Genomic DNA, 18,304 nt, shown 5'->3' on the forward strand with positions numbered 1-18,304 from the left:
TCCCCGAAAGCCGCATGAACACCAGCACCCCGTCCGAGACCCCGGACATGAACGCCGTCGTGGGCACGCACGACATCCTCCTGCTCACCCTCGACACCCTGCGCTACGACGTGGCCGCCGAACTGGCCGAGGCGGGCCGCACCCCCCACCTGTCACGGCTGCTGCCGGACGGGCGGTGGGAGCGCCGCCACGCCCCCGCGAGCTTCACCTACGCCTCGCACCTGGCGATGCTCGCCGGGTTCCTGCCCACCCCGGCCGCGCCGGGACCGCACCCGCGCCTGTTCGCCGCCGCCTTCCCGGGCAGCGCCACCACCGCGCCGCGCACCTGGACCTTCGACACCCCCGACCTGGCCAGCGGTCTGGCCGCGGCGGGCTACCACACCGCCTGTGTCGGGGGCACGGGGTTCTTCAACCGCCGCTCCGCTCTGGGGTCGGTCCTGCCCGACCTGTTCACGGAGAGCCACTGGGAGGAGTCGTTCGGCGTCGCCGACCCCCGCTCCTTCGAGAACCAGGTGGAGCGGGCGGTCCGGATCGCCGCCGGACGTCCCGCCGACCAACCGCTGTTCCTCCTGCTCAACGTGGCCGCGCTGCACCAGCCCAACTGGTTCCACCTGCCCGGGGCCGCCCGGGAGGACGGCGACACGCGCGAGAGCCACGCCGCCGCCCTGGAGTACGTCGACCGGCACCTGCCGCCGCTCGTGGCCGCGATGACGCACCGCCGCCCCTGCTTCGCCATCGTGTGCTCCGACCACGGCACGGCCTACGGCGAGGACGGCTACACCGGCCACCGGCTCGGCCACGAGACCGTGTGGACCGTCCCCTACGCCCACGCCGTCCTGCCCCGGGGCACCACCGTCGACGTCGAGGAGCCGCGCCCGTGACCGTCCCCCTCACCCCGCGCCCGGAACCGGTGCGCGCGGACTCCCCCTACCGGTCGTACGTGTACGCCTACCCGCACAAGAGCGCGTACCGCCCCTTCGGGGAGCGACCGCTCCTGACCGACCTGTGGCGCGGCGAGGACGTGCGCGCCCTGTCCCTGTACGCGCACATCCCCTTCTGCGAGATGCGATGCGGGTTCTGCAACCTGTTCACCCGCTCGACTCCCCCGGCCGAGCAGGTCACCGCCTACCTGGAGGCCCTGGAGCGGCAGGCCGACGCGGTCGCCGCCGCGCTGCCCGAGGGCGCGGCCTTCGCCCGGGCGGCGCTGGGCGGGGGCACCCCCACCTACCTGACCGCGGAGGAGCTGACCCGCGTCTACGACCTGACCGAGCGCGCGTTCGGGGTGGACCTGTCGGCCCTTCCGGTGTCCGTGGAGACCTCCCCCGCCACCGCCACCCCCGACCGGTTGGCGGTCCTCGCCGAACGCGGCGCCACCCGGATCAGCATGGGCGTGCAGAGTTTCGTCGACTCCGAGGCGCACGCGGCGGGCCGTCCGCAGCGGCGCGCCGAGGTGGACCGGGCGCTCGCGGCGATCCGGGCGGCCACCACGGCCGACCTGAACGTGGACCTCATCTACGGCATCGACCGCCAGACCGCCCGGACGTGGGAGTACTCACTGGACACCGCCCTGGAGTGGGAGCCGGAGGAGGTCTACCTCTACCCCCTGTACGTGCGGCCCCTCACCGGGTTGGGCCGCAGGGCCCGCGCGTGGGACGACCACCGTCTGGCGCTGTACCGACAGGGCCGCGACCACCTGCGCGAGCGGGGCTACGAGCAGGTGTCGATGCGGATGTTCCGCCGCGCGGACGCCCCCGAGGCCGCGGGGCCGGACTACTGCTGCCAGACCGACGGCATGGTGGGGCTGGGCTGCGGCGCCCGCTCCTACACCTCCTCGACCCACTACTCGTTCGACTACGCGGTGGGGATCGGACAGGTGCGGTCGATCATCGCCGACTACACGCGGCGCGACACGGCCGGGTTCGCCCACGCCGAGGTGGGGTTTTGCCTGGACGGGGACGAACGGCGCCGCCGCCGCCTGCTCCAGTCCCTCCTGCGGGTGGAGGGGATGGACGCCGCCGCCTACGCCGCGCGGTTCGGCGCCCACCCCGAGGCGGACTTCCCCGCCGAGTTCGCCGCGCTCGCCGCCCGGGGCTGGCTGGCCTCCGCACCCTCCTCGGACCGCGTCCTGCTGTCCGAGGAGGGGCTCGCCCACTCCGACGCGGTCGGCCCCCTGTTCTTCTCCGCCGCCGTCGCGGCCCTGATGGCCGACTACGAGGCACGATGAGCACGAACGCCCTGCCCCCGCACCTGACCCTCCTCTACCGCGGCCCGCTGGCCAGCTGCGACTACGACTGCCCCTACTGCCCCTTCGCCAAGCGGCGCGACACCCCGCGGACGCTGCGCGCGGACCGGGCCGCCCTCGAACGGTTCACCGACTGGGTGACGGACGACGCGGCGCACCCGGGGACCCGGATCTCCGTCCTGTTCACCCCGTGGGGTGAGGGGCTGGTGCGGTCCTGGTACCGCGCGACCATCCGTCGGCTGAGCCACCTGCCGCACGTGGAGCGGGTGGCGATCCAGACCAACGCGAGCGGCCGGGTCGAGTGGCTGGCCGACTGCGACCTGGACACCGCAGCCCTGTGGACCACCTACCACCCGGGCCAGGTGACGCACGAGCGGTTCGCGGCCAAGGCGCACCGCCTGGTCGAACTCGGCGTGCGGTTCAGCGTGGGCGTGGTGGGCGAGCCCGGGCACCTGTCGGCGGCCCGGCGGATGCGCGCCGCGCTCCCCGACCACGTGTACCTGTGGGTGAACGCGGCCGAGGGGCGCCACTACACCGACGCCGAGGCCGCCGCGTGGCAGGAGATCGATCCGCACTTCCACTACAGCCGCACACCCCACACCAGTCTCGGGCTCCCCTGCCGTACCGGCGACAGCGTGCTGTCCGTGGACGGGGACGGGAACGTGCGCCGCTGCCACTTCGTGGACGCCCCGATGGGCAACCTCTACGACGGGTCGTTCGCGGCCCGGCTCGGCCCCGCGCCCTGTCCGCGGGCGACCTGCGACTGCCACATCGGCTATGTGCACCTGGAGAGCCTCGACCTGTACGACGTGTTCCGGGGCGGGGTGATCGAACGCGTTCCCGCGACCGTACGCGCGCCGCTCCCCCTCGCCCCCGCCGAAACCACTCGAAACGGTCACAGGAGACAGGGATAATCCACCGCATGGTCTCTCCCCGGGTCATCGCGACCGATCTCGACGGCACCCTCCTCCGATTCGACGGCTCCCTCTCCCCCCGCACCATCGACGCCCTGTCCGCCGCCGAGGCCGCGGGGCTGCGGGTGGTCGTCGTGACCGCCCGTCCGCCCGCGGCCACCTGGATGATCTCCGACCGGCTGCCGTGTTCCGCCGTGGTGTGCGCCAACGGCGCCTTCACCCACCTGCCCGACCGGGCCGATCCGGTGGTGCGCGCCCTGGACCGGGACACCTCCGGGACGGTGGTCGCCAAGCTGCTGGCCGCCGTCCCGGATCTCGGCTTCGCCGTGGAGACCGGCGACGGGCTCGTCTACGAACCCGCCTTCGAGGTGTCCGAGTGGGCGGCCGAGGCCCCGTGGAGCACCGAGGTCACCGGCGTCGAGGAGTTGTTGGAGCGGGCGACGCCGGTCGCCAAGCTGCTGGCGCGGGCGGCCGAGACGCCCCTCCACGACATGCGCGCCGAGGCCCAGGCCGCGGTCGGGGGGCTCGCGGAGGTCACCCACTCGGGCGGCAGCCGGTTGCTGGAGCTGAGCGCGCCGGGCGTGACCAAGGGCAACGCCCTCGCCGACGTGTGCGGGTCGTGGGGGGTGACCGCGGAGGAGGTCGTCTACTTCGGCGACATGCCCAACGACCTGTCCGCGCTCACCTGGGCGGGACACGGCTACGCGATGGCCAACGGCCACCCCGACCTGTTCGATCCCGTGCTGGGGCTGGGCGTGGCCCCCTCCCACCAGGAGGACGGGGTGGCCCGGGTCGTGGAGCGCATCCTCACCGAGCTGTGATCGGGTCAAGCCCTGGCCCGGCGGCCGGGGCACCTCCTAGGCTTGCCTGGCGGAACACCCACCGACCCCAGGAGGGCCCCGTGTCGCACCCCGCCCAGCTCGCCTCGTCCCTCGCCGACGCCGACCGGCTCGCCCTGTACGCCCGGGTGGTGTGCGCGGGGCCCGACGGCCTCCCCTCGGACGAGATCCGGTCCGGCGGGACGAGGGCGGTCAAACACCTGACGCGTCTGCTGCGCGACGGACTCGTGCGCGAGGCGGACCGGCGGGTCACCGCCGTCCCGGACGTGTTCCGGGAGGCCGTGGAGGGGCAACGGCCCGCGGTGGCCGATCCGGTCGACGCCCTGTTCCGGGACGGCCGCCTGACCCGGCTCCCGGCCCGGTCGGACCTGCGTCAGGCGGCGCTGCGCCACGTGACCGACCGCCTCTTCGCCCCCGATTCGGAGTACACGGAGAAGCAGGTGAACACCGCCATCCTCACCTGCTTCGACGATCCGTCGGCGATGCGCCGGTACCTGGTCGAGGAGGGGTACCTGGAACGGGAGAACGACGGCAGCCGGTACCGCGTCGCCCGGACCTGAACCGGGCCGGTCCCGTACACGACGCCCCGACCCTCCGTGCGAAGCTGGGGGAAGGGTTCGGCCGACGGAGGCGGTGCTGCGGATGGGACGGGTCACGGTCCGGGACAAGGTCCTGCGTGTCAGGGACGGGGTGGCCGGTGAGCGGGTGGACACCCTCGTCGTGGAGGAGCCCCTGGAGATCAGGGTGGACGGCGCCGCGCTGACCGTCACCATGCGCACCCCGGGCGCCGACTTCGACCTGGCGACGGGGTTCCTGGTCGGCGAGGGCGTCGTCGCCTCCGCCGAGGAGGTGGCCGCGATCCGCTACTGCGCGGGAGCCACCGAGGACGGCGTGAACACCTACAACGTGCTCGACGTGTCGCTGGCCCCCGGTGTCCCGCGCCCCGACGCCTCCCTGGAGCGGAACTTCTACACCACCTCGTCGTGCGGGCTGTGCGGGAAGGCGAGCCTGGACGCCGTGCGCACGCGGGCGCGGTGGCCGGTCGAGGGGGACGGCCTCCGCGTGTCCGCCCGGACCCTGGCACTGCTGCCCGACCGTCTGCGCTCCGCCCAGCGGGTGTTCGACCGTACGGGCGGACTGCACGCCGCCGGGCTGTTCACCGCCGACGGTGAGCCGCTCGCGGTGCGCGAGGACGTGGGCCGCCACAACGCGGTGGACAAACTGGTCGGCTGGGCGCTCCAGGACGACCGCCTGCCGTTGCGGGAGACCGTGCTCATGGTCTCGGGGCGGGCCTCCTTCGAGCTGACGCAGAAGGCGTGGATGGCGGGGATACCGGCGTTGGCGGCGGTGTCGGCGCCCTCGTCCCTGGCCGTCGACCTGGCCGCCGAGGCGGGGATGACGCTGGTGGGGTTCCTGCGGGGATCCTCGATGAACGTCTACGCGGGGCGCCACCGGGTACTCGTGGATGTCTAGCATCCGGTGGTATGCACCGACTGTCTGAGCGGCGGCAGCCGCTGTTCGTCTACGGCACCCTCCTCTTCCCGGAGATCCTGAACGCGCTGCTCGGCCGCGTTCCCGACTCCGTGCCCGCCGCCGCGCCCGGCTGGCGGGTGGCCGCGCTGCCCGGCCGTCCCTATCCGGTGTTGGTCCCCGGCCCGGGGACCGCCCCGGGTCGGTTGCTGTCCGGGCTGTCGGAGACGGAGCGGCGGATCATCGACGTCTACGAGGACGAGTGGTACGACGTCCGCCGCCTGGAGCTGGCCGACGGCCGTACGGGGTGGGCCTACGTCGCCGACGCGGCCACCGAGGCGTCGCCGGAGGACTGGGACGCGGACGCCTTCGCCGCCGAGCACCTGTCCTCCTACGTCGCGGGGTGCTCCGCGCTGCGGGCCGAGCTCACCGGGACCGCCGGGTGACGCGCCGCACGCACGCGCGCGGGCACCGGCCGCTCGGAGCCGGTGCCCGCGGTCCGGCCCCCGGGGGTTCGGGGCCGGTCGGGGGTCAGCCGGTGAGCAGGGTCAGGTTCCACCGCTCCAGGATCGGGTTGAGCGGCTGGAAGTAGGTGGTGCCGCCGGAGGTGCAGTCACCGGAGCCGCCGGAGGTCACGCCCTGGGCCTCGGTGCCCGCGAGCCAGGAGCCGCCGGAGTCGCCGCCCTCGGCGCACGCGGTCGTGCGGGTCAGCCCGTGGACGTGCTGGCCGCGCGGGTAGCGGACGGTCTGGTCCTTGGCCTCGATGACGCCGCACTGCCAGCCGGTGGTCCGGCCGGAACGGCACACCGACGCGCCGACGGGGGCCTCGGTGGAGCCGGTGACGGTCACGGTGCCGCCGTCGTAGTCGTTGACCTGGGCGGTCGGCGTGAAGTCAGGGTTGGTGACGTCGACCCAGGCCATGTCGCTGCGGGGGAAGACCGACCCGGCGACCGTGCCGATCTGCTGGGTTCCGGGCACGTCGTGCCAGGTGTCGCTGCCCTCGTCGCCGCAGTGGCCCGCGGTCACGTAGCCGCCGACGACGCCGAACCCGATCGAGCAGACGTACCAGTCACCGCCGTCCTGGAAGTAGTACGGGTTGCCGCCGACGATGTCGGCGTAGGTCCGCGGTGTTCCGGGGCTCTCCTCGACGACGACGGCGTCGGCGTCGACACCGGCGCTGGCGGCCAACTCCTCGGCAGCGGACTCGTGGCCCGGGGCGGCCTCGATGACCACGGTGTCCCTGGCCGGGTCGGCGTACCAGCCGTGGACGGTGGCGGGGGCTCCGTCGGCGGCCGCGTCGAGCGCCTCCATGACGGAGTCGAGTGTGCTCTCGCCGTGGTCGACCAGCTCGGGAACGGCCCCGGCGGCGCGCACCGCACCGAAGTCGGAGCGGTCGGTGACCTGGACGGTGAGGTCGAGGGTGTCGACGTCGAAGACCGCTCCGCCGAAGTCCGGGCCGAGCTCCTCGCGGAGTTCGCTCTCGGTCTCGGCGGCCGCCTCCTGTGCCGCGATGAGCTCGGTGACGCCGGACTCGGTGAGCCCGAAGGCGCTTCGCATGGCGGCCATCTGGTCCGGCGAGAGGTCGCCCGCCGGGGAGTCGGCCGCGACCGGTCCGGTGGCGGCGAGGACGAGTCCGAGGGAGAGCGCCGTCATGCCGACGGCGCGGGGGAGGGGGGATCCGTGCAAGGTTCTGCCCTTTCGCGGGGGTACTAGGCAGTGCGGGCGCCGTGCGCCCACGGGGGTGGACGGTTCGCCAGGTTTGTCACCCGGCGGCCGTCAAAGTGTTCACCCGGTGGTGAACAGGGGAAAACGTAAGCCACGCACAGAAGAAGGACAACCACCCGAATACTCCATGAATTCGGAAAGTTTCCTAACGAAACACCACAGAAATGGAGAAACCAACAGGAGTGGGGTGCATGAAGACGCCGAAACCGGGAATCCGCGCGCGACACGGCCGCCGGGCGGTCCGCTACCACGCACCGGAGGAATGCGCGAGAGGGGCACGCGTGGCCGGATCCGGCCACGCGCGTGTCACTTTCCGTGACGACTGATGACGGGGAAGCCACTCCGCACCTGGTGACATGTGGTTCCGGGGGGAACGCGGTACACGGGAACGCCCGGGAGGCCGTGGGGCCTCCCGGGCGTCCGGGGCGGCGACCGGCGAACCGGTGCCGCGTCGTCCCTTCTCAGTGGTGACCGGTCAGCGGGCGAAGCTGAACACGTCGAACGACGCCGAGCCGCCGGGTCCGGCGAAGCTGCCGCTCTGCGAGAAGAGCGCGCCGCCACCGCCGAAGTGACCGCCGTGGCCGCCGAAACCGGCCTTGCTCACGATGCTCAGGTTGCTCGCGCCCCCAAAGCCCGCGAAGGACTCGTTGTAGGACCAGAAGGCTCCGCTGCCGAAGCCGTCGGTGTGACTGGCGGACGCTACGGCCGGGGCCGCCAGCGCGAGCATGGGCGCCGCGAGAACCGCTGCCGCCACACGGCGAATTGTGCGCCTGGGCATGGTCTGCTCCTTTGCATCCGGGGCGAAACCGCCCCACCGCCCCGTCACGGTGACCGTGACGCGGTGGCCTGCCTGTGCTCTGAATCGGCGCGCGGGCTCCGGCCGAGGCGCACGGCCGGTGGTCTGCGGGAGCGGATGACGCTCTCGTACGCGCCTGTCCCCGCGCGTTCGTGTACCGCATGAAGTCGCGATCGCAACTGTTAACCAATCAACCACTCACACCGCCACCACGCATGCGAACTGTCGCCTCGGTGACCCAATCGGCCCCGTCGGTTCCGGGACGGCCGGACACGCGGACGGACCCGCCCCACGGGAGCGGGTCCGCCTCGTCCCTCCTTCAGGTGGTACGCGTCTAGTGGGCGAAGCTGAACACGTGGTACGAGGCCGCCCCGCCGGGTCCGGCGAAGCTGCCACTGGTCGCGTAGAACGAGCCGCCGTACCAGTAGCCGTCACCCCAGTACCAGCCGTAGTACGGGCCGTCGTACCAGTAGTAGTCGTAGCTGTGGGCGGAGGCGGCCGCCGGAACGGCCAGCGCGAGCATGGGCGCCGCGAGGACCGCGGCCGCCAAGCGCCGAACAGTGCGCCTAGCCATGATCTCTCCTCTGCAACCGGGGCGAGAACGCCCCACCACCCGCCGTGAAGAGTCGCGACGCGGTGGCCTGCCGTTGCTCTGGTGTGAACCGCGGGGCCCCGGCCGAGGCGCACGACCGGTGGTTGTCTGCGGGAGCGGATGACGCTCTCGTACGCGCCTGTCCCCGCGCGTTCGTGTACCGCATGAAGTCGCGATCGCAACCGTCAACCAATCAACCACTCACACCGCCGCCGCGCATGCGAACTGTCGCCTCGGTGACCCAATCGGCCCGGATTCTCTCCCCGTCCGCCCGACACACGAACGGATCCGCCCCCGTCCGGAAGCGGATCCGCCTCGTTCCTCCTACGAGTGGTGCCCGATCAGCGGGCGAAGCTGAACACGTTGAACGACGCCGCGCCACCGGGACCGGCGAAGCTGCCGCTCTGCGAGAAGAACGCACCGCCGAAACCGTGGCCGAACCCGCCGTGGAAGCCGTGGCCGAAGCCACCGTGGAAGCCGTGACCGCCGTGGAAGCCGTGACCGAAGCCACCGTGGCTCACGACGCTCACGCCACCGGGCACCATGTGCTCAGCCGACGCGACGGCCGGGGCCGCCAGCGCGAGCATGGGCGCCGCGAGAACCGCTGCCGCCACACGGCGAACAGTGCGCCTGGGCATGGTCTGCTCCTTCGCGTCCGGGGTTCAGAACCCCGCCACATCCGCCGTGACGCGCGGCCACGGCGTCGTGGCCTGCCTCATCTGCTCCTATGGAGCCGGGGAGCGACCGAGGCGCACGACCGGTGAGCCGGAATCTGACGGCGCGCCCCGGTGTGTCCGTCCCCGCGCACAGGTGCGCGACATGACGTCGCACCTTCAATCAACCACCCGTGCGACGGCTTCGCAGCCGAACTGTCGCCTCGATGACCCAGTCAGCCCCCGCGTTCCCCACCGGCCTTCCTGGACAGCCCGTCGGGGTCGAGGATCTCGATCGCCGCGTACCGCATCTCGATCAGCCGCTCCCGTTCCAACCGTTTCAGCACCCGGTTCAGGGACGGTCGGCGCACGCCGAGCATCGCGGCCAGCGTGCGCTGGGGCAGGGGGACCACCGCGCTGGACGCCTCGTCGAGCAGGAGCCGGGCGGTCTGCTCGGTCAGGGACTTGCCCAGCAGCTCCATGATCCGCCCCTGGCTGGCGTCCAGGCGACCGGCGATGCTGGCCAGCCAGCGCCGGGCGAGCGCGCGGTGCTCGGACATGAGGTGCTCGAAGTCCTCGGTGCGCAGGTACAGGAGCTCGACGTCGTCGGTGGCGCGCGCCGTGTACGGCAGGGGCTTGCCCAGGAGGAACTGGATGTCGCCGTCCACGTCGCCCGCGTGCCTGATCTCGATCACCGTGCGTTCCTCGCCCGCGCCGACCGACAGCTCCACGTGCCCGGACCGGACGATCCACACCCGGGAGGGGGGGTCGCCCTCGCGGAAGGCGACCGCGCCCCGGGACAGCGACTGCCGGTGCAGGAACGTGGCGAGTGCGTTCAGGTCCCGGGGGGTGAGCGGCGCGGCCGAGCCGCGGCCGACGCAGCGTGCCACCCACGCCGCCTGCTGGATCCGTGGATCCGCGGTCTCGGTCCCGTTCAGTCGGCGCTCGGACCCCGCCGACGTGACCCTCGGGTTCATTTCCGTCCTCCGTCCACCGCGTGGCGTGTCCGCGGGCCCTGGCCCCGAACCGCACCGCGTGCGCGTGGCGTCCGAGGGCTCCCCGGGCGCACACGCAGGGGCGGAGGTCCCGCCACGGGGACGAGACCTCCTTGCGGTCAGGTGGGCGATCCCGTGGGGGCGCCCGCCTTGCTTCCTGCTAATCGGCGAAACTGAAGAGGTTCTGAGAGGCGGCACCGTGCGGACCGGCGACGGTCGAGCTCGCCTTGTAGAGCGCGAAGCCCCCACCGTGGCCGCCGTGGCCGAAGCCGTGGCCGTGGTGCCCGTGACCGGCGATGGCGGTAATGCTCTGCGAGGTGGCGCCGTGGGGGCCAGCGAACTGGGCGTCCCCGTGCCAGAAGCTGCCGGCCAGGGCGGCCGACGGCAGACCGAACGCCAGCATCGGGGCCGCGACACCGGCCACCATAACGCGTGTGATCGTCTTCGCCTTCATGGAAGTTCCCTCCTGTGCGACGGACGGGCACCGAGCCCGTCCGAGCCACCGGCGAGTCCCCGCCGGAAACGCCCCGAGAGGCGCCCGACGGCAACGCGCACCACACAACCACATGAATTCCCCATAATCAGGTTCATCTGTTACCGAAGCGACAGTATTTCTGTCATTTTGCCCGGAAGTGGAGAACTGCCGACGATCACCACACGAACCCATGCGCGCGTCAACGGATCCCCAGAAACACCGCAGCGAATACGATTTCCGTGGTTTCTGAGAGGACCGGGACCCAGAGAAGTGTCAGAAATGCGACACAGTTACGTCCGCGACTCGGCGTGCCGGTCCCCTAATGACCCATGAATCTACGAAAAGCTGCGACTACCTGCATCCGATCCATAGGAGTGCAAATGTCTGAACTCGTTCGACGCGCCGTTCTGGACAAGAGATTCTGGCCCGGGGTCGCGATGGCCGCGCTCATCGGCGGTTCGCTGTCCGTCGCCGGCGTCGCCACGGCCGACACCGTCGACGAAGCCGAGCCGGCGGCCCAGGAGGAGGCGGCCGAGGCCGCGGAGCAGCCCGCTGAGGCGGCCGGGGGCGAGGCCGCTGACGAGGAGGGTCGTGGTGGCGGCCCGTTCAGCGGCCACCCGCACCACGACGACCACGGCAGCGGGGTGCACTCCGAGACCGAGGACAGTGAGTTCCACGAGGTCTGCGACACCGCCGGCCCCGGCGGGGCCTTCATCGGCCCCTGCCCCCGCCCCGCGGAAGGCGGCGGTGGCGGTGGCGTGGTCGGCGAGGCCCCCGAGGAGCTCGCCGTCACCGGCCCGTCCGAGGACCTCGCCCTCGTCGGCGGTGCGATCGCCCTGACCGGTGGTGTGGTCATGTACATCACCCGGCGCCGCTCGGAGGAGGCCGAGGAGGCCGCCTCGGAGGCCACCGCGTAACACCTCCGGGACGCCGGAGTCACGGGGTGGGAACCGCACCGGTTCCCACCCCGTCCTCCTGCCCACCCCGGCCCGTCTGCGCTGACAGGTTCCGTCAGCGACCCCTCGCGGGTGGCGGGGCCGTCCCGCTCAGTCCGCCCGCTGGGCGAGACCGTAGGGGTCGAGGATGTCCACCGCCCCGTAGCGCAGCCTGATGAGCCCCTGTCCCTCCAGCTCCTTGAGCACCTTGTTCAGGGAGGGGCGGCAGACGCCCAGCATCTCCGACAGCTTCTGCTGGGGCACGTCGACCACCCCGCCGCTGGCCTCGTCCAGGAGCAGCCGGGCGCTCTGCTGGGTGAGGGTGCGGCCGAGCATCCCGACGATCCGGTCGTGTGACTCCGACAGCCGTTCGGCCATGGTCGCCATCCACAGGCGGGACATCTCCGGGTGCTCGCCCAGCAGTTCCTCGAAGTCGTGCGGCGCCATGGTCAGGCACTCCGACTCCTCCAGCGCGCGCGCCCGGTACGGGAACGGCATGCCCAGCAGTTTCTGGATGTCGCCGTCGACCCCTCCGGAGCGCAGGATCTGCACGATCAGCGGACGGGACCGTCCCTTGACCGCGAGTTCGAGACGGCCGGACCGGACGATCCACACCCCCGCGTCACGCTCCCCCTCACGGAAGGCCAGTTCGCCCCGGCGGAGCAGGCGCGGCCTGAGCCTGCCCGCCAGCGCGGCCACGGCCGCCCGCCCCGGACGGGTCGCGCCCCGGCTCTCCAGACACGACACGACCCATTCGGCGAGGTGGAGCCGCTCGGGGTCCACCGTCTCGTCGCTCACCCTGGGAGCCACGACCCGGATCTCGTCGGTACGTCCCACACCTGTCGCCTGCATGTTCCTCAACGGTTCCTCACCCGAACTCGTGCTCGCCCGTGTCCACCGGGAACGGACGAGGCGGACGGTGGATTCGTGTGACCGGACGGCCACGCGCAGAAGATGGACGGACGTTCGCCGCGGGAACGGCGCGGGCCGGGAGAGGTCTCCCCCGGTCGCGATCGCCGGAATCCGCGCAGAGCACTGTCACCGATCTCGCGGGGGACGGTCACGACGGCCGTCGGGCCCTCGCTGGCGTCGGGAACCCCTGGGGTCGCACGGACGGCCCTCGGGCCGTGGGCCCGTCGTCGGAGCACCCACCACTCCCCCTTTCGCGATTAGAGCACGGGGTCTTCCCCAGGTCGGGGAGGACTCCTCGATCCCCGTCACCGAAACAGCGAAAATCTTCCTTTACCGAGAAACGGCGAAGGGGCATCCGGACCGGCCGGATGCCCCTCACGCGAACGCGGGTGCCGCTACAGCTTGCCCTCGATCTGGTGCGCGTGGACGTGGACCGACTGCTGGTCCTCGTCATCGGTGATCGTGAACTGCGCGCCCTTGCCCTTGCCCTGGACCGAGTGCACCCTGCCGGTGCGGATCTGGTCGTCGTGGCGGCTGCTGCGGAACTGCACGCGGTCACCCTGCTTGAACGTCATACCGACTCTCCAAGTGCTGAGAATTACTCACGGCCGGGACCCGCTCCGGCTCCGTTCAACCGGCGCCGGGAAGCCGGCCACTTCGCAACCTAGACCGACCCGGTGCCGCTCCAGATGAAACGCCGAGCCGAATGTCACCTGCATGACAGTGCTTGTCAAACGGACGTCATTCTGGGCATGGAGTAAACAAGGTGTTGAAATCCCAACAAAAGAGTCACGTCCACCACACTTCGCGCACATCCCACCACGGATTGTGCTTCTGTGGGGGTGTCGACCGACGGCAGCGTCCGGGCGGCGTCCCAGAACCTCGGCGGGGGTCATGGGTGCAAGGGGCGCCCGTCGACCGGATGGTCACGCTGCCGGGGACGTCAACGCCGCGCGCCGCCAAGGCGTACCGAAAGGGGGGTTCCCATGGGCAAGGGGAAGGTCGCGAGTGCCCTGGTCGCGGGGTTCGCGGTCCCGGCCCTGGTGTTCGGCGTGCCGTCGGTCGCGATGGCCCAGAGCAACGACTACGGCGGCCAGCCCGCCAGCCAGCAGAGCGGTATGTCGCTCCGCCAGGGGAGCGACAGCCCCGAGAGCGGCGGCGACTTCCGTGGCGGTGACCGGCATGGCGACCGGCACGACCACGGCAAGTTCAGGCACGGGAGCGTCAAGTTCCACCACCACGGACACGTCCACTACGGCTACCACTACCACTGCCACGATCACTGGCACTGGTACGGCTACCACGACCACTGCCACGGCTACGGCCATCACCGCTGAAGACGCGTCGTGCGCCCACGCCGGCGCACACGCGACCGAGGAGGCCCCGTCCGACGGGGCCTCCTCCCATGTCCGACCACCGCCCCGCCGACCACCCGCGCCCGCGCTCTCGGCCCCTTCCCGGCGCGAGGAGCGTCAGGCACACAACACGCCACTCCACCTTCTGGCAAACAATACATACAACTCAAAAAGGAGAAATGCCTACAGCCTGGAGGGGGTTTTCCTGAATAGGGGAAAGGCCGCACGCGCCCCGGTCACGGGACTCGCGACCTCCGGCACTGGCGTCGGGTGCGCCGTCGGTCGCGGTGGCGGCCGGACAGTCCGGCCCTCGGTCGCCGCCCGGCAGGAGGCCGCGTCGGCCGGGGCCACGTCGCCCAGCCACCAGCGGCGCCACCACGGCCACGGGCATCGCGGACTCCACCACACGAGCTTCCACCACGGTGGACACCACCGCTGGGGACACGCCAGGCGGCGGCACCGCTCGACAGCGGCTCGGAACCGGGCGGGGCGTCCTCCCGGCGCAACTCCATAGACATGACTATTCGCACTCCACGCCCTCCGCCTCGGCGGAGGACCGGGAGCGGTCAGGCGTCGTTGACGGCCTGGGGAGGAGGAGCCGCCCATGAGCACGAGGACGATCGCCGGTGCCCTGATCGTGGGGTTCGCGGCCCCGGTTCTGGCGTTCGGCGCACCGTCGGTCGCGACCGACGTCCAGTCCGCAGGACCGGTCGTCGCCCAGCAGGAGGCCGCGTCGGCGGGGAGCACGGACTCCGCGGCTCCGACCGACCCCAGGCGGTGCGACGAGTACAACGGTACGTCGCGGTCCTGCGGTGGACGAACCTAGGCCGTGACCCCGTCGACGGACGGCACGTTCACGACCCAGCGCACCTCATTGATCACTTATTGCGATCGAAGGGCGTGTCCTCCACGCTGGTTCCAGCGTGGATGAGACAGGCTCAGGGAAGCGGTCCCGGCCCATCGGGCCACGGACCGCGCCCATGAGACCGACCGTGTGCCGACGCGTGGGCACACGCGTGGCCGGGGAGGCCCCGCCAGGCGGGGCCTCCCCTTCACGTGCCACCAGCGACGGAAGGACGACCGTTGACCGATCACCGCAGCCACCGACCCCCGCGACCAGCCCACGGGGGCGGACGCCTCCCCGCCCTCCTGCGGACACCGCGCCGGGTCCTGCTCACCCTGGCCGTCGCCGCGGGCGCGGTCGCGGCGGGGTCCGCCGGGGCGGCCGCCGACACCGAGACCACCGGCACCGAGATCGGCTACGAACACCGCACGATCCGACTCGACCGGTTCGGGGCCCGCCTGACCGTGGTCCGGACCACGGTGAACGAGGACGGTTCCGTGGTCCACACCCAGAGCGAGTACCACGCCGGCCCCGAGGGCGGGGGCGCGGACACCGTCCGCACCTGGGTCGACTGAGGGGAACGCGCTCCGCCCCGCGGGGACACGTCAGTGCAGGAGCTTCAGCCCGACGACCCCGGCCACGATGAGCACCAGGCACAGCACCCTGGCCGGGCCCATGCCCTCACCGGACAGGGCCGCGCCGACCAGGGCGGTCCCGACGACCCCGACGGCGACCCAGACCGCGTAGCCGGTGCCCAGCGGGATGGTGCGGAGCGCGAACGCCAATCCGCCCATGCTCAGGACGAGCGCCACCCCGAAGACGACCGAGGGCCACAGACGCGTGAACCCCTGGGACGCGGTGAGCGCGGTGGCCCACACCGCCTCCAACAGGCCGGAAACCACCAGAACGATCCAGGCCATGACCCGGGACACCTCCACGACGCGGCGACCATGTCCGCGCCGTCTTGTCGTTGCCGGGTACGGCGCACCTCGTCCGGGGTACTGGGGGCCGGTCCGCGGCGGCGGGAGCACGGCACACCCGTCGGCGGAGGGCCACAGCCCAGCCGTACGGTACAACGCCGCCCGCCGCACGGGACTTCCGCCCCGCCGGAGGCACGGGTCACCCCCCCCGGGACCGCCCGCCCGCCGTTCACCGCACCACACGACCGTTCGCCGCACACCGGACGACCGCTCGACGCGCGGCCCCAGCGTTCGGCGCTCACGAACGCGCACCTCCTCCCCCGTCGGAGTGTCGCTCCTTACAGTTCCGAGTAACACAGGTCACACCGGCGCAACGCGGGTGTAACCGGCAGGCCGTGTTCGCCGACCACGCCCCGAACCCCGCACATCCCCCAGAGGAGTCCACCATGGCAACAGACAAGCAGACCGGGAGTCCGCCCCCGTCGGGCGGAGGGGAGACCACCCGGGACGCCGCCTTCGTCGAGATGCACCGTGACCCGCGCTTCGTCGAGCTCAAGCGTCGGCTCTACGTCTTCGTCTTCCCCATGAGCCTCGCGTTCCTGGCCTGGTACCTGCTCTACGTGCTCATGTCCGCCTTCGCCCGCGACCTGATGGGCACCGTGCTCTTCGGCACCGTCAACGTCGCCCTCGTGTTCGGCGTGCTCCAGTTCGTCACCACCTTCGGCATCGCCGTGCTGTACACGTTCTACGCCCGCCGGCGGCTCGACGGCCTGGCGACGGAGCTGCGTGCGGAACTGCCGACGACGCTCGAGGAGGACCACCGATGATGCTCGCGCAGGAGGCGGCGGGCGAGGGCGGCCGCCTCGTCACCCTGATCCTCTTCGGCCTCATGGTCGCGGCCACGCTCGGCATCACGGTGTGGGCGAGCCGCAACACCCGCACGGCCACCGACTTCCACTCCGGCGGACGCGGGTTCTCCCCCCTCCAGAACGGCCTGGCGATCGGCAGCGACTACATGTCCGCCGCCTCCTTCCTCGGCATCGCCGGGATCATCGCCCTGTTCGGCTACGACGGTTTCCTCTACTCGATCGGCTTCCTCGTGGCGTGGCTGGTCGCGCTCCTGCTCGTCGCCGAGCTGCTGCGCAACTCCGGCCGCTACACCATGGGCGACGTGCTCTCCTACCGCATGCGCCAGCGCCCGGTCCGGACGGCCGCAGCGGTCTCCACCGTCGTGGTGTCGATCTTCTACCTCCTCGCCCAGATGGTCGGCGCGGGCGCGCTCATCGCCCTGCTGCTGGGCATCCAGCCCGGCGAGACCTTCCTGGGCATGAGCGCCGAGGTCGCCAAGATCGTCGGCATCGTGGTCGTCGGCCTGCTGATGACCACCTACGTCACCCTCGGCGGGATGAAGGGCACCACGTGGGTCCAGATCGTCAAGGCGGTCATCCTCATGTCGGGCGCCGCGCTGCTGACCCTGCTCACCCTGTCGGTGTACGGGTTCAACCTGGGCGCCCTGATGAACGACGCCGCCGGCGCCAGTGAGGCGGGCGCCGCCTTCCTGGAGCCCGGTCTGCGCTTCGGCGTCGAGGTGGCCGGTGACCCGGTCCAGACGATGTGGAACAAGCTGGACCTGATCAGCCTGGGCCTGGCCCTGGTGCTGGGCACGGCCGGTCTGCCGCACATCCTCATCCGCTTCTACACGGTTCCGGATTCCCAGAGCGCACGTAAGTCGGTCAACTGGGGTATCGGGATCATCGGCGCCTTCTACCTCATGACACTGGTGCTGGGCTTCGGCGCGGCGGCGCTGGTCGGGCACCAGGCCATCCGCGACCAGAACCCGGCGGGGAACACGGCGGCGCCGCAGCTCGCCCAGACCGTGGGAGAGACGGTCGGCGGCCCGATCGCGGGCTCGGTCCTGCTGGCGCTCATCGCGTCGGCGGCCTTCGCGGCGATCCTGTCCACGGTGGCCGGGCTGGTCATCGCCTCCTCGTCCTCCCTGGCGCACGACTTCTACAACTCCGTGCTGCGCGGTGGGAAGGCGAGCGGTCTGGAGGAGGTCCGGGTCGCCCGGATCACCGCGATGGCCATCGGCACGGTCGCGGTCGTCCTGGCCGTGTTCGCGCAGGGGTTGAACGTGGCCTTCCTGGTCGCGCTGGCCTTCGCCGTCGCCGCCTCCGCCAACCTGCCGACGCTGCTGCTCAGCCTGTTCTGGAAGCGGTTCAACACGGCGGGCGCCCTGGCCGGGATCTACGGCGGTCTGATCGGCGCGGTCGGCCTGGTGTTCTTCTCCCCCGTGGTGTCGGGCTCGGAGAACGCGCTCATCCCGGGCGCCGACTTCGCCTGGTTCCCCATCGCGAACCCGGCGCTGGTGTCGGTGCCGCTGGGCCTGCTGTGCGCGGTGGTCGGCACCCTCACGTCGAAGGAGCGCGACTTCGACCAGTTCGCGCGCCTCCAGGTCCGCGCGCTGACCGGTGCGGGCGCGGAGAAGGCCGCGGACCACTAGCCCCCGGGGCTCCCGCGTCCCGCGGGGCGCCCGAACCCGGTCCGCGGCGAAGCGGAGGACCGAGACGAACACCGCAACGACACCGAGCCCGCCCCACCCTTCCAGGGGCGGGCTCGGCCCGTGCCAGGACGTCA

The 18,304-nt window shown here is 71.8% G+C and carries 22 protein-coding genes and 1 riboswitch; of the genes, 13 read left to right on the plus strand and 9 right to left on the minus strand.

The genetic code is table 11. The features are described 5' to 3' along the window. Positions 1–47: 47 nt before the first annotated feature. From DVR05_RS12980 to DVR05_RS13010, 7 genes are all read left to right on the plus strand, one after another. Positions 48–881, plus strand: a complete 834-nt coding sequence (locus DVR05_RS12980) for an STM4013/SEN3800 family hydrolase (protein WP_116246264.1) — start codon at positions 48–50, stop codon at positions 879–881. Then, the gene (locus tag DVR05_RS12985) at positions 878–2,224 is read left to right on the plus strand and encodes an STM4012 family radical SAM protein (protein ID WP_116246117.1); all 1,347 of its coding nucleotides are present in this window, start codon (positions 878–880) and stop codon (positions 2,222–2,224) included. Before DVR05_RS12980 ends, DVR05_RS12985 begins: the two co-directional genes overlap by 4 nt. Further along, positions 2,221–3,156: an STM4011 family radical SAM protein gene (locus tag DVR05_RS12990; RefSeq protein ID WP_116246118.1), complete on the plus strand. Its 936-nt coding sequence runs from the start codon at positions 2,221–2,223 to the stop codon at positions 3,154–3,156. The genes DVR05_RS12985 and DVR05_RS12990 overlap by 4 nt, the downstream gene beginning before the upstream one ends. Before the next feature lie 8 nt (positions 3,157–3,164). Beyond that, positions 3,165–3,977 (plus strand): HAD family hydrolase, encoded by an 813-nt coding sequence (locus tag DVR05_RS12995; RefSeq protein ID WP_198659156.1) that lies wholly within the window; start codon positions 3,165–3,167, stop codon positions 3,975–3,977. Positions 3,978–4,057: 80 nt separating this feature from the next. Continuing rightward, positions 4,058–4,555 carry a DUF2087 domain-containing protein gene (locus DVR05_RS13000; protein WP_116246119.1) on the plus strand — a complete coding sequence of 166 codons (498 nt, stop codon included), beginning with the start codon at positions 4,058–4,060 and terminating at the stop codon, positions 4,553–4,555. A gap of 82 nt (positions 4,556–4,637) precedes the next feature. Continuing rightward, positions 4,638–5,468, plus strand: a complete 831-nt coding sequence (gene fdhD / locus DVR05_RS13005) for a formate dehydrogenase accessory sulfurtransferase FdhD (RefSeq protein ID WP_116246266.1) — start codon at positions 4,638–4,640, stop codon at positions 5,466–5,468. A gap of 11 nt (positions 5,469–5,479) precedes the next feature. Next, positions 5,480–5,911, plus strand: a complete 432-nt coding sequence (locus DVR05_RS13010; RefSeq protein WP_116246120.1) for a gamma-glutamylcyclotransferase family protein — start codon at positions 5,480–5,482, stop codon at positions 5,909–5,911. A gap of 85 nt (positions 5,912–5,996) precedes the next feature. On the opposite strand, the gene DVR05_RS13015 is transcribed toward DVR05_RS13010, so the two are convergent. The 6 genes from DVR05_RS13015 to DVR05_RS13040 form a co-directional block, all read right to left on the minus strand. Continuing rightward, entirely contained in the window at positions 5,997–7,151 is a 1,155-nt protein-coding gene (locus tag DVR05_RS13015) for a S1 family peptidase (RefSeq protein WP_369974529.1), read from the minus strand. Positions 7,152–7,665: 514 nt separating this feature from the next. Beyond that, the gene (locus DVR05_RS13020) at positions 7,666–7,944 is read right to left on the minus strand and encodes a hypothetical protein (protein ID WP_232832108.1); all 279 of its coding nucleotides are present in this window, start codon (positions 7,942–7,944) and stop codon (positions 7,666–7,668) included. 376 nt (positions 7,945–8,320) lie between these two features. Beyond that, positions 8,321–8,560, minus strand: coding sequence for a hypothetical protein (locus tag DVR05_RS13025; RefSeq protein ID WP_116246123.1), 240 nt, complete (start codon positions 8,558–8,560; stop codon positions 8,321–8,323). Positions 8,561–8,919: 359 nt separating this feature from the next. Continuing rightward, entirely contained in the window at positions 8,920–9,216 is a 297-nt protein-coding gene (locus DVR05_RS13030; RefSeq protein WP_116246124.1) for a hypothetical protein, read from the minus strand. 251 nt (positions 9,217–9,467) lie between these two features. After that, on the minus strand, positions 9,468–10,208 hold the full coding sequence (locus DVR05_RS13035; RefSeq protein ID WP_116246125.1) for a Crp/Fnr family transcriptional regulator: 741 nt from the start codon (positions 10,206–10,208) through the stop codon (positions 9,468–9,470). 178 nt (positions 10,209–10,386) lie between these two features. Then, positions 10,387–10,680 carry a hypothetical protein gene (locus DVR05_RS13040; RefSeq protein ID WP_116246126.1) on the minus strand — a complete coding sequence of 98 codons (294 nt, stop codon included), beginning with the start codon at positions 10,678–10,680 and terminating at the stop codon, positions 10,387–10,389. Between the two features lie 401 nt (positions 10,681–11,081). On the opposite strand from DVR05_RS13040, the gene DVR05_RS13045 reads away from it, so the two are divergent. Beyond that, positions 11,082–11,618, plus strand: coding sequence for a hypothetical protein (locus DVR05_RS13045; RefSeq protein WP_116246127.1), 537 nt, complete (start codon positions 11,082–11,084; stop codon positions 11,616–11,618). Positions 11,619–11,747: 129 nt separating this feature from the next. Here DVR05_RS13045 and DVR05_RS13050 read toward each other — a convergent pair whose 3' ends face one another. Next, positions 11,748–12,488, minus strand: a complete 741-nt coding sequence (locus tag DVR05_RS13050) for a Crp/Fnr family transcriptional regulator (RefSeq protein ID WP_232832109.1) — start codon at positions 12,486–12,488, stop codon at positions 11,748–11,750. A 455-nt stretch (positions 12,489–12,943) separates the two neighbouring features. Further along, positions 12,944–13,123: a hypothetical protein gene (locus tag DVR05_RS13055; RefSeq protein ID WP_116246129.1), complete on the minus strand. Its 180-nt coding sequence runs from the start codon at positions 13,121–13,123 to the stop codon at positions 12,944–12,946. Positions 13,124–13,534: 411 nt separating this feature from the next. On the opposite strand from DVR05_RS13055, the gene DVR05_RS26605 reads away from it, so the two are divergent. From DVR05_RS26605 to DVR05_RS13070, 3 genes are all read left to right on the plus strand, one after another. After that, complete coding sequence (locus DVR05_RS26605) at positions 13,535–13,885, plus strand: hypothetical protein (protein WP_157982436.1); 351 nt, start codon at positions 13,535–13,537, stop codon at positions 13,883–13,885. Between the two features lie 622 nt (positions 13,886–14,507). Then, entirely contained in the window at positions 14,508–14,729 is a 222-nt protein-coding gene (locus DVR05_RS13065; RefSeq protein WP_116246130.1) for a hypothetical protein, read from the plus strand. Between the two features lie 257 nt (positions 14,730–14,986). After that, the gene (locus DVR05_RS13070; RefSeq protein WP_116246131.1) at positions 14,987–15,322 is read left to right on the plus strand and encodes a hypothetical protein; all 336 of its coding nucleotides are present in this window, start codon (positions 14,987–14,989) and stop codon (positions 15,320–15,322) included. Positions 15,323–15,352: 30 nt separating this feature from the next. On the opposite strand, the gene DVR05_RS13075 is transcribed toward DVR05_RS13070, so the two are convergent. After that, positions 15,353–15,667: a multidrug efflux SMR transporter gene (locus DVR05_RS13075; RefSeq protein WP_116246267.1), complete on the minus strand. Its 315-nt coding sequence runs from the start codon at positions 15,665–15,667 to the stop codon at positions 15,353–15,355. Between the two features lie 33 nt (positions 15,668–15,700). Beyond that, positions 15,701–15,764: riboswitch (guanidine-III (ykkC-III) riboswitch) on the minus strand. 349 nt (positions 15,765–16,113) lie between these two features. Here DVR05_RS13075 and DVR05_RS13080 point away from each other — a divergent pair. Together DVR05_RS13080 and DVR05_RS13085 are read left to right on the plus strand one after the other, a co-directional pair. After that, a complete protein-coding gene (locus DVR05_RS13080; RefSeq protein WP_116246132.1) occupies positions 16,114–16,494 on the plus strand; it encodes a DUF485 domain-containing protein in 381 nt (126 codons plus the stop codon). Further along, complete coding sequence (locus DVR05_RS13085; protein ID WP_116246133.1) at positions 16,491–18,170, plus strand: cation acetate symporter; 1,680 nt, start codon at positions 16,491–16,493, stop codon at positions 18,168–18,170. The genes DVR05_RS13080 and DVR05_RS13085 overlap by 4 nt, the downstream gene beginning before the upstream one ends. Positions 18,171–18,304: the final 134 nt, after the last annotated feature.

This window comes from Nocardiopsis sp. FIRDI 009 (assembly GCF_003386285.1).
In the GTDB taxonomy this organism is placed as follows: domain Bacteria; phylum Actinomycetota; class Actinomycetes; order Streptosporangiales; family Streptosporangiaceae; genus Nocardiopsis.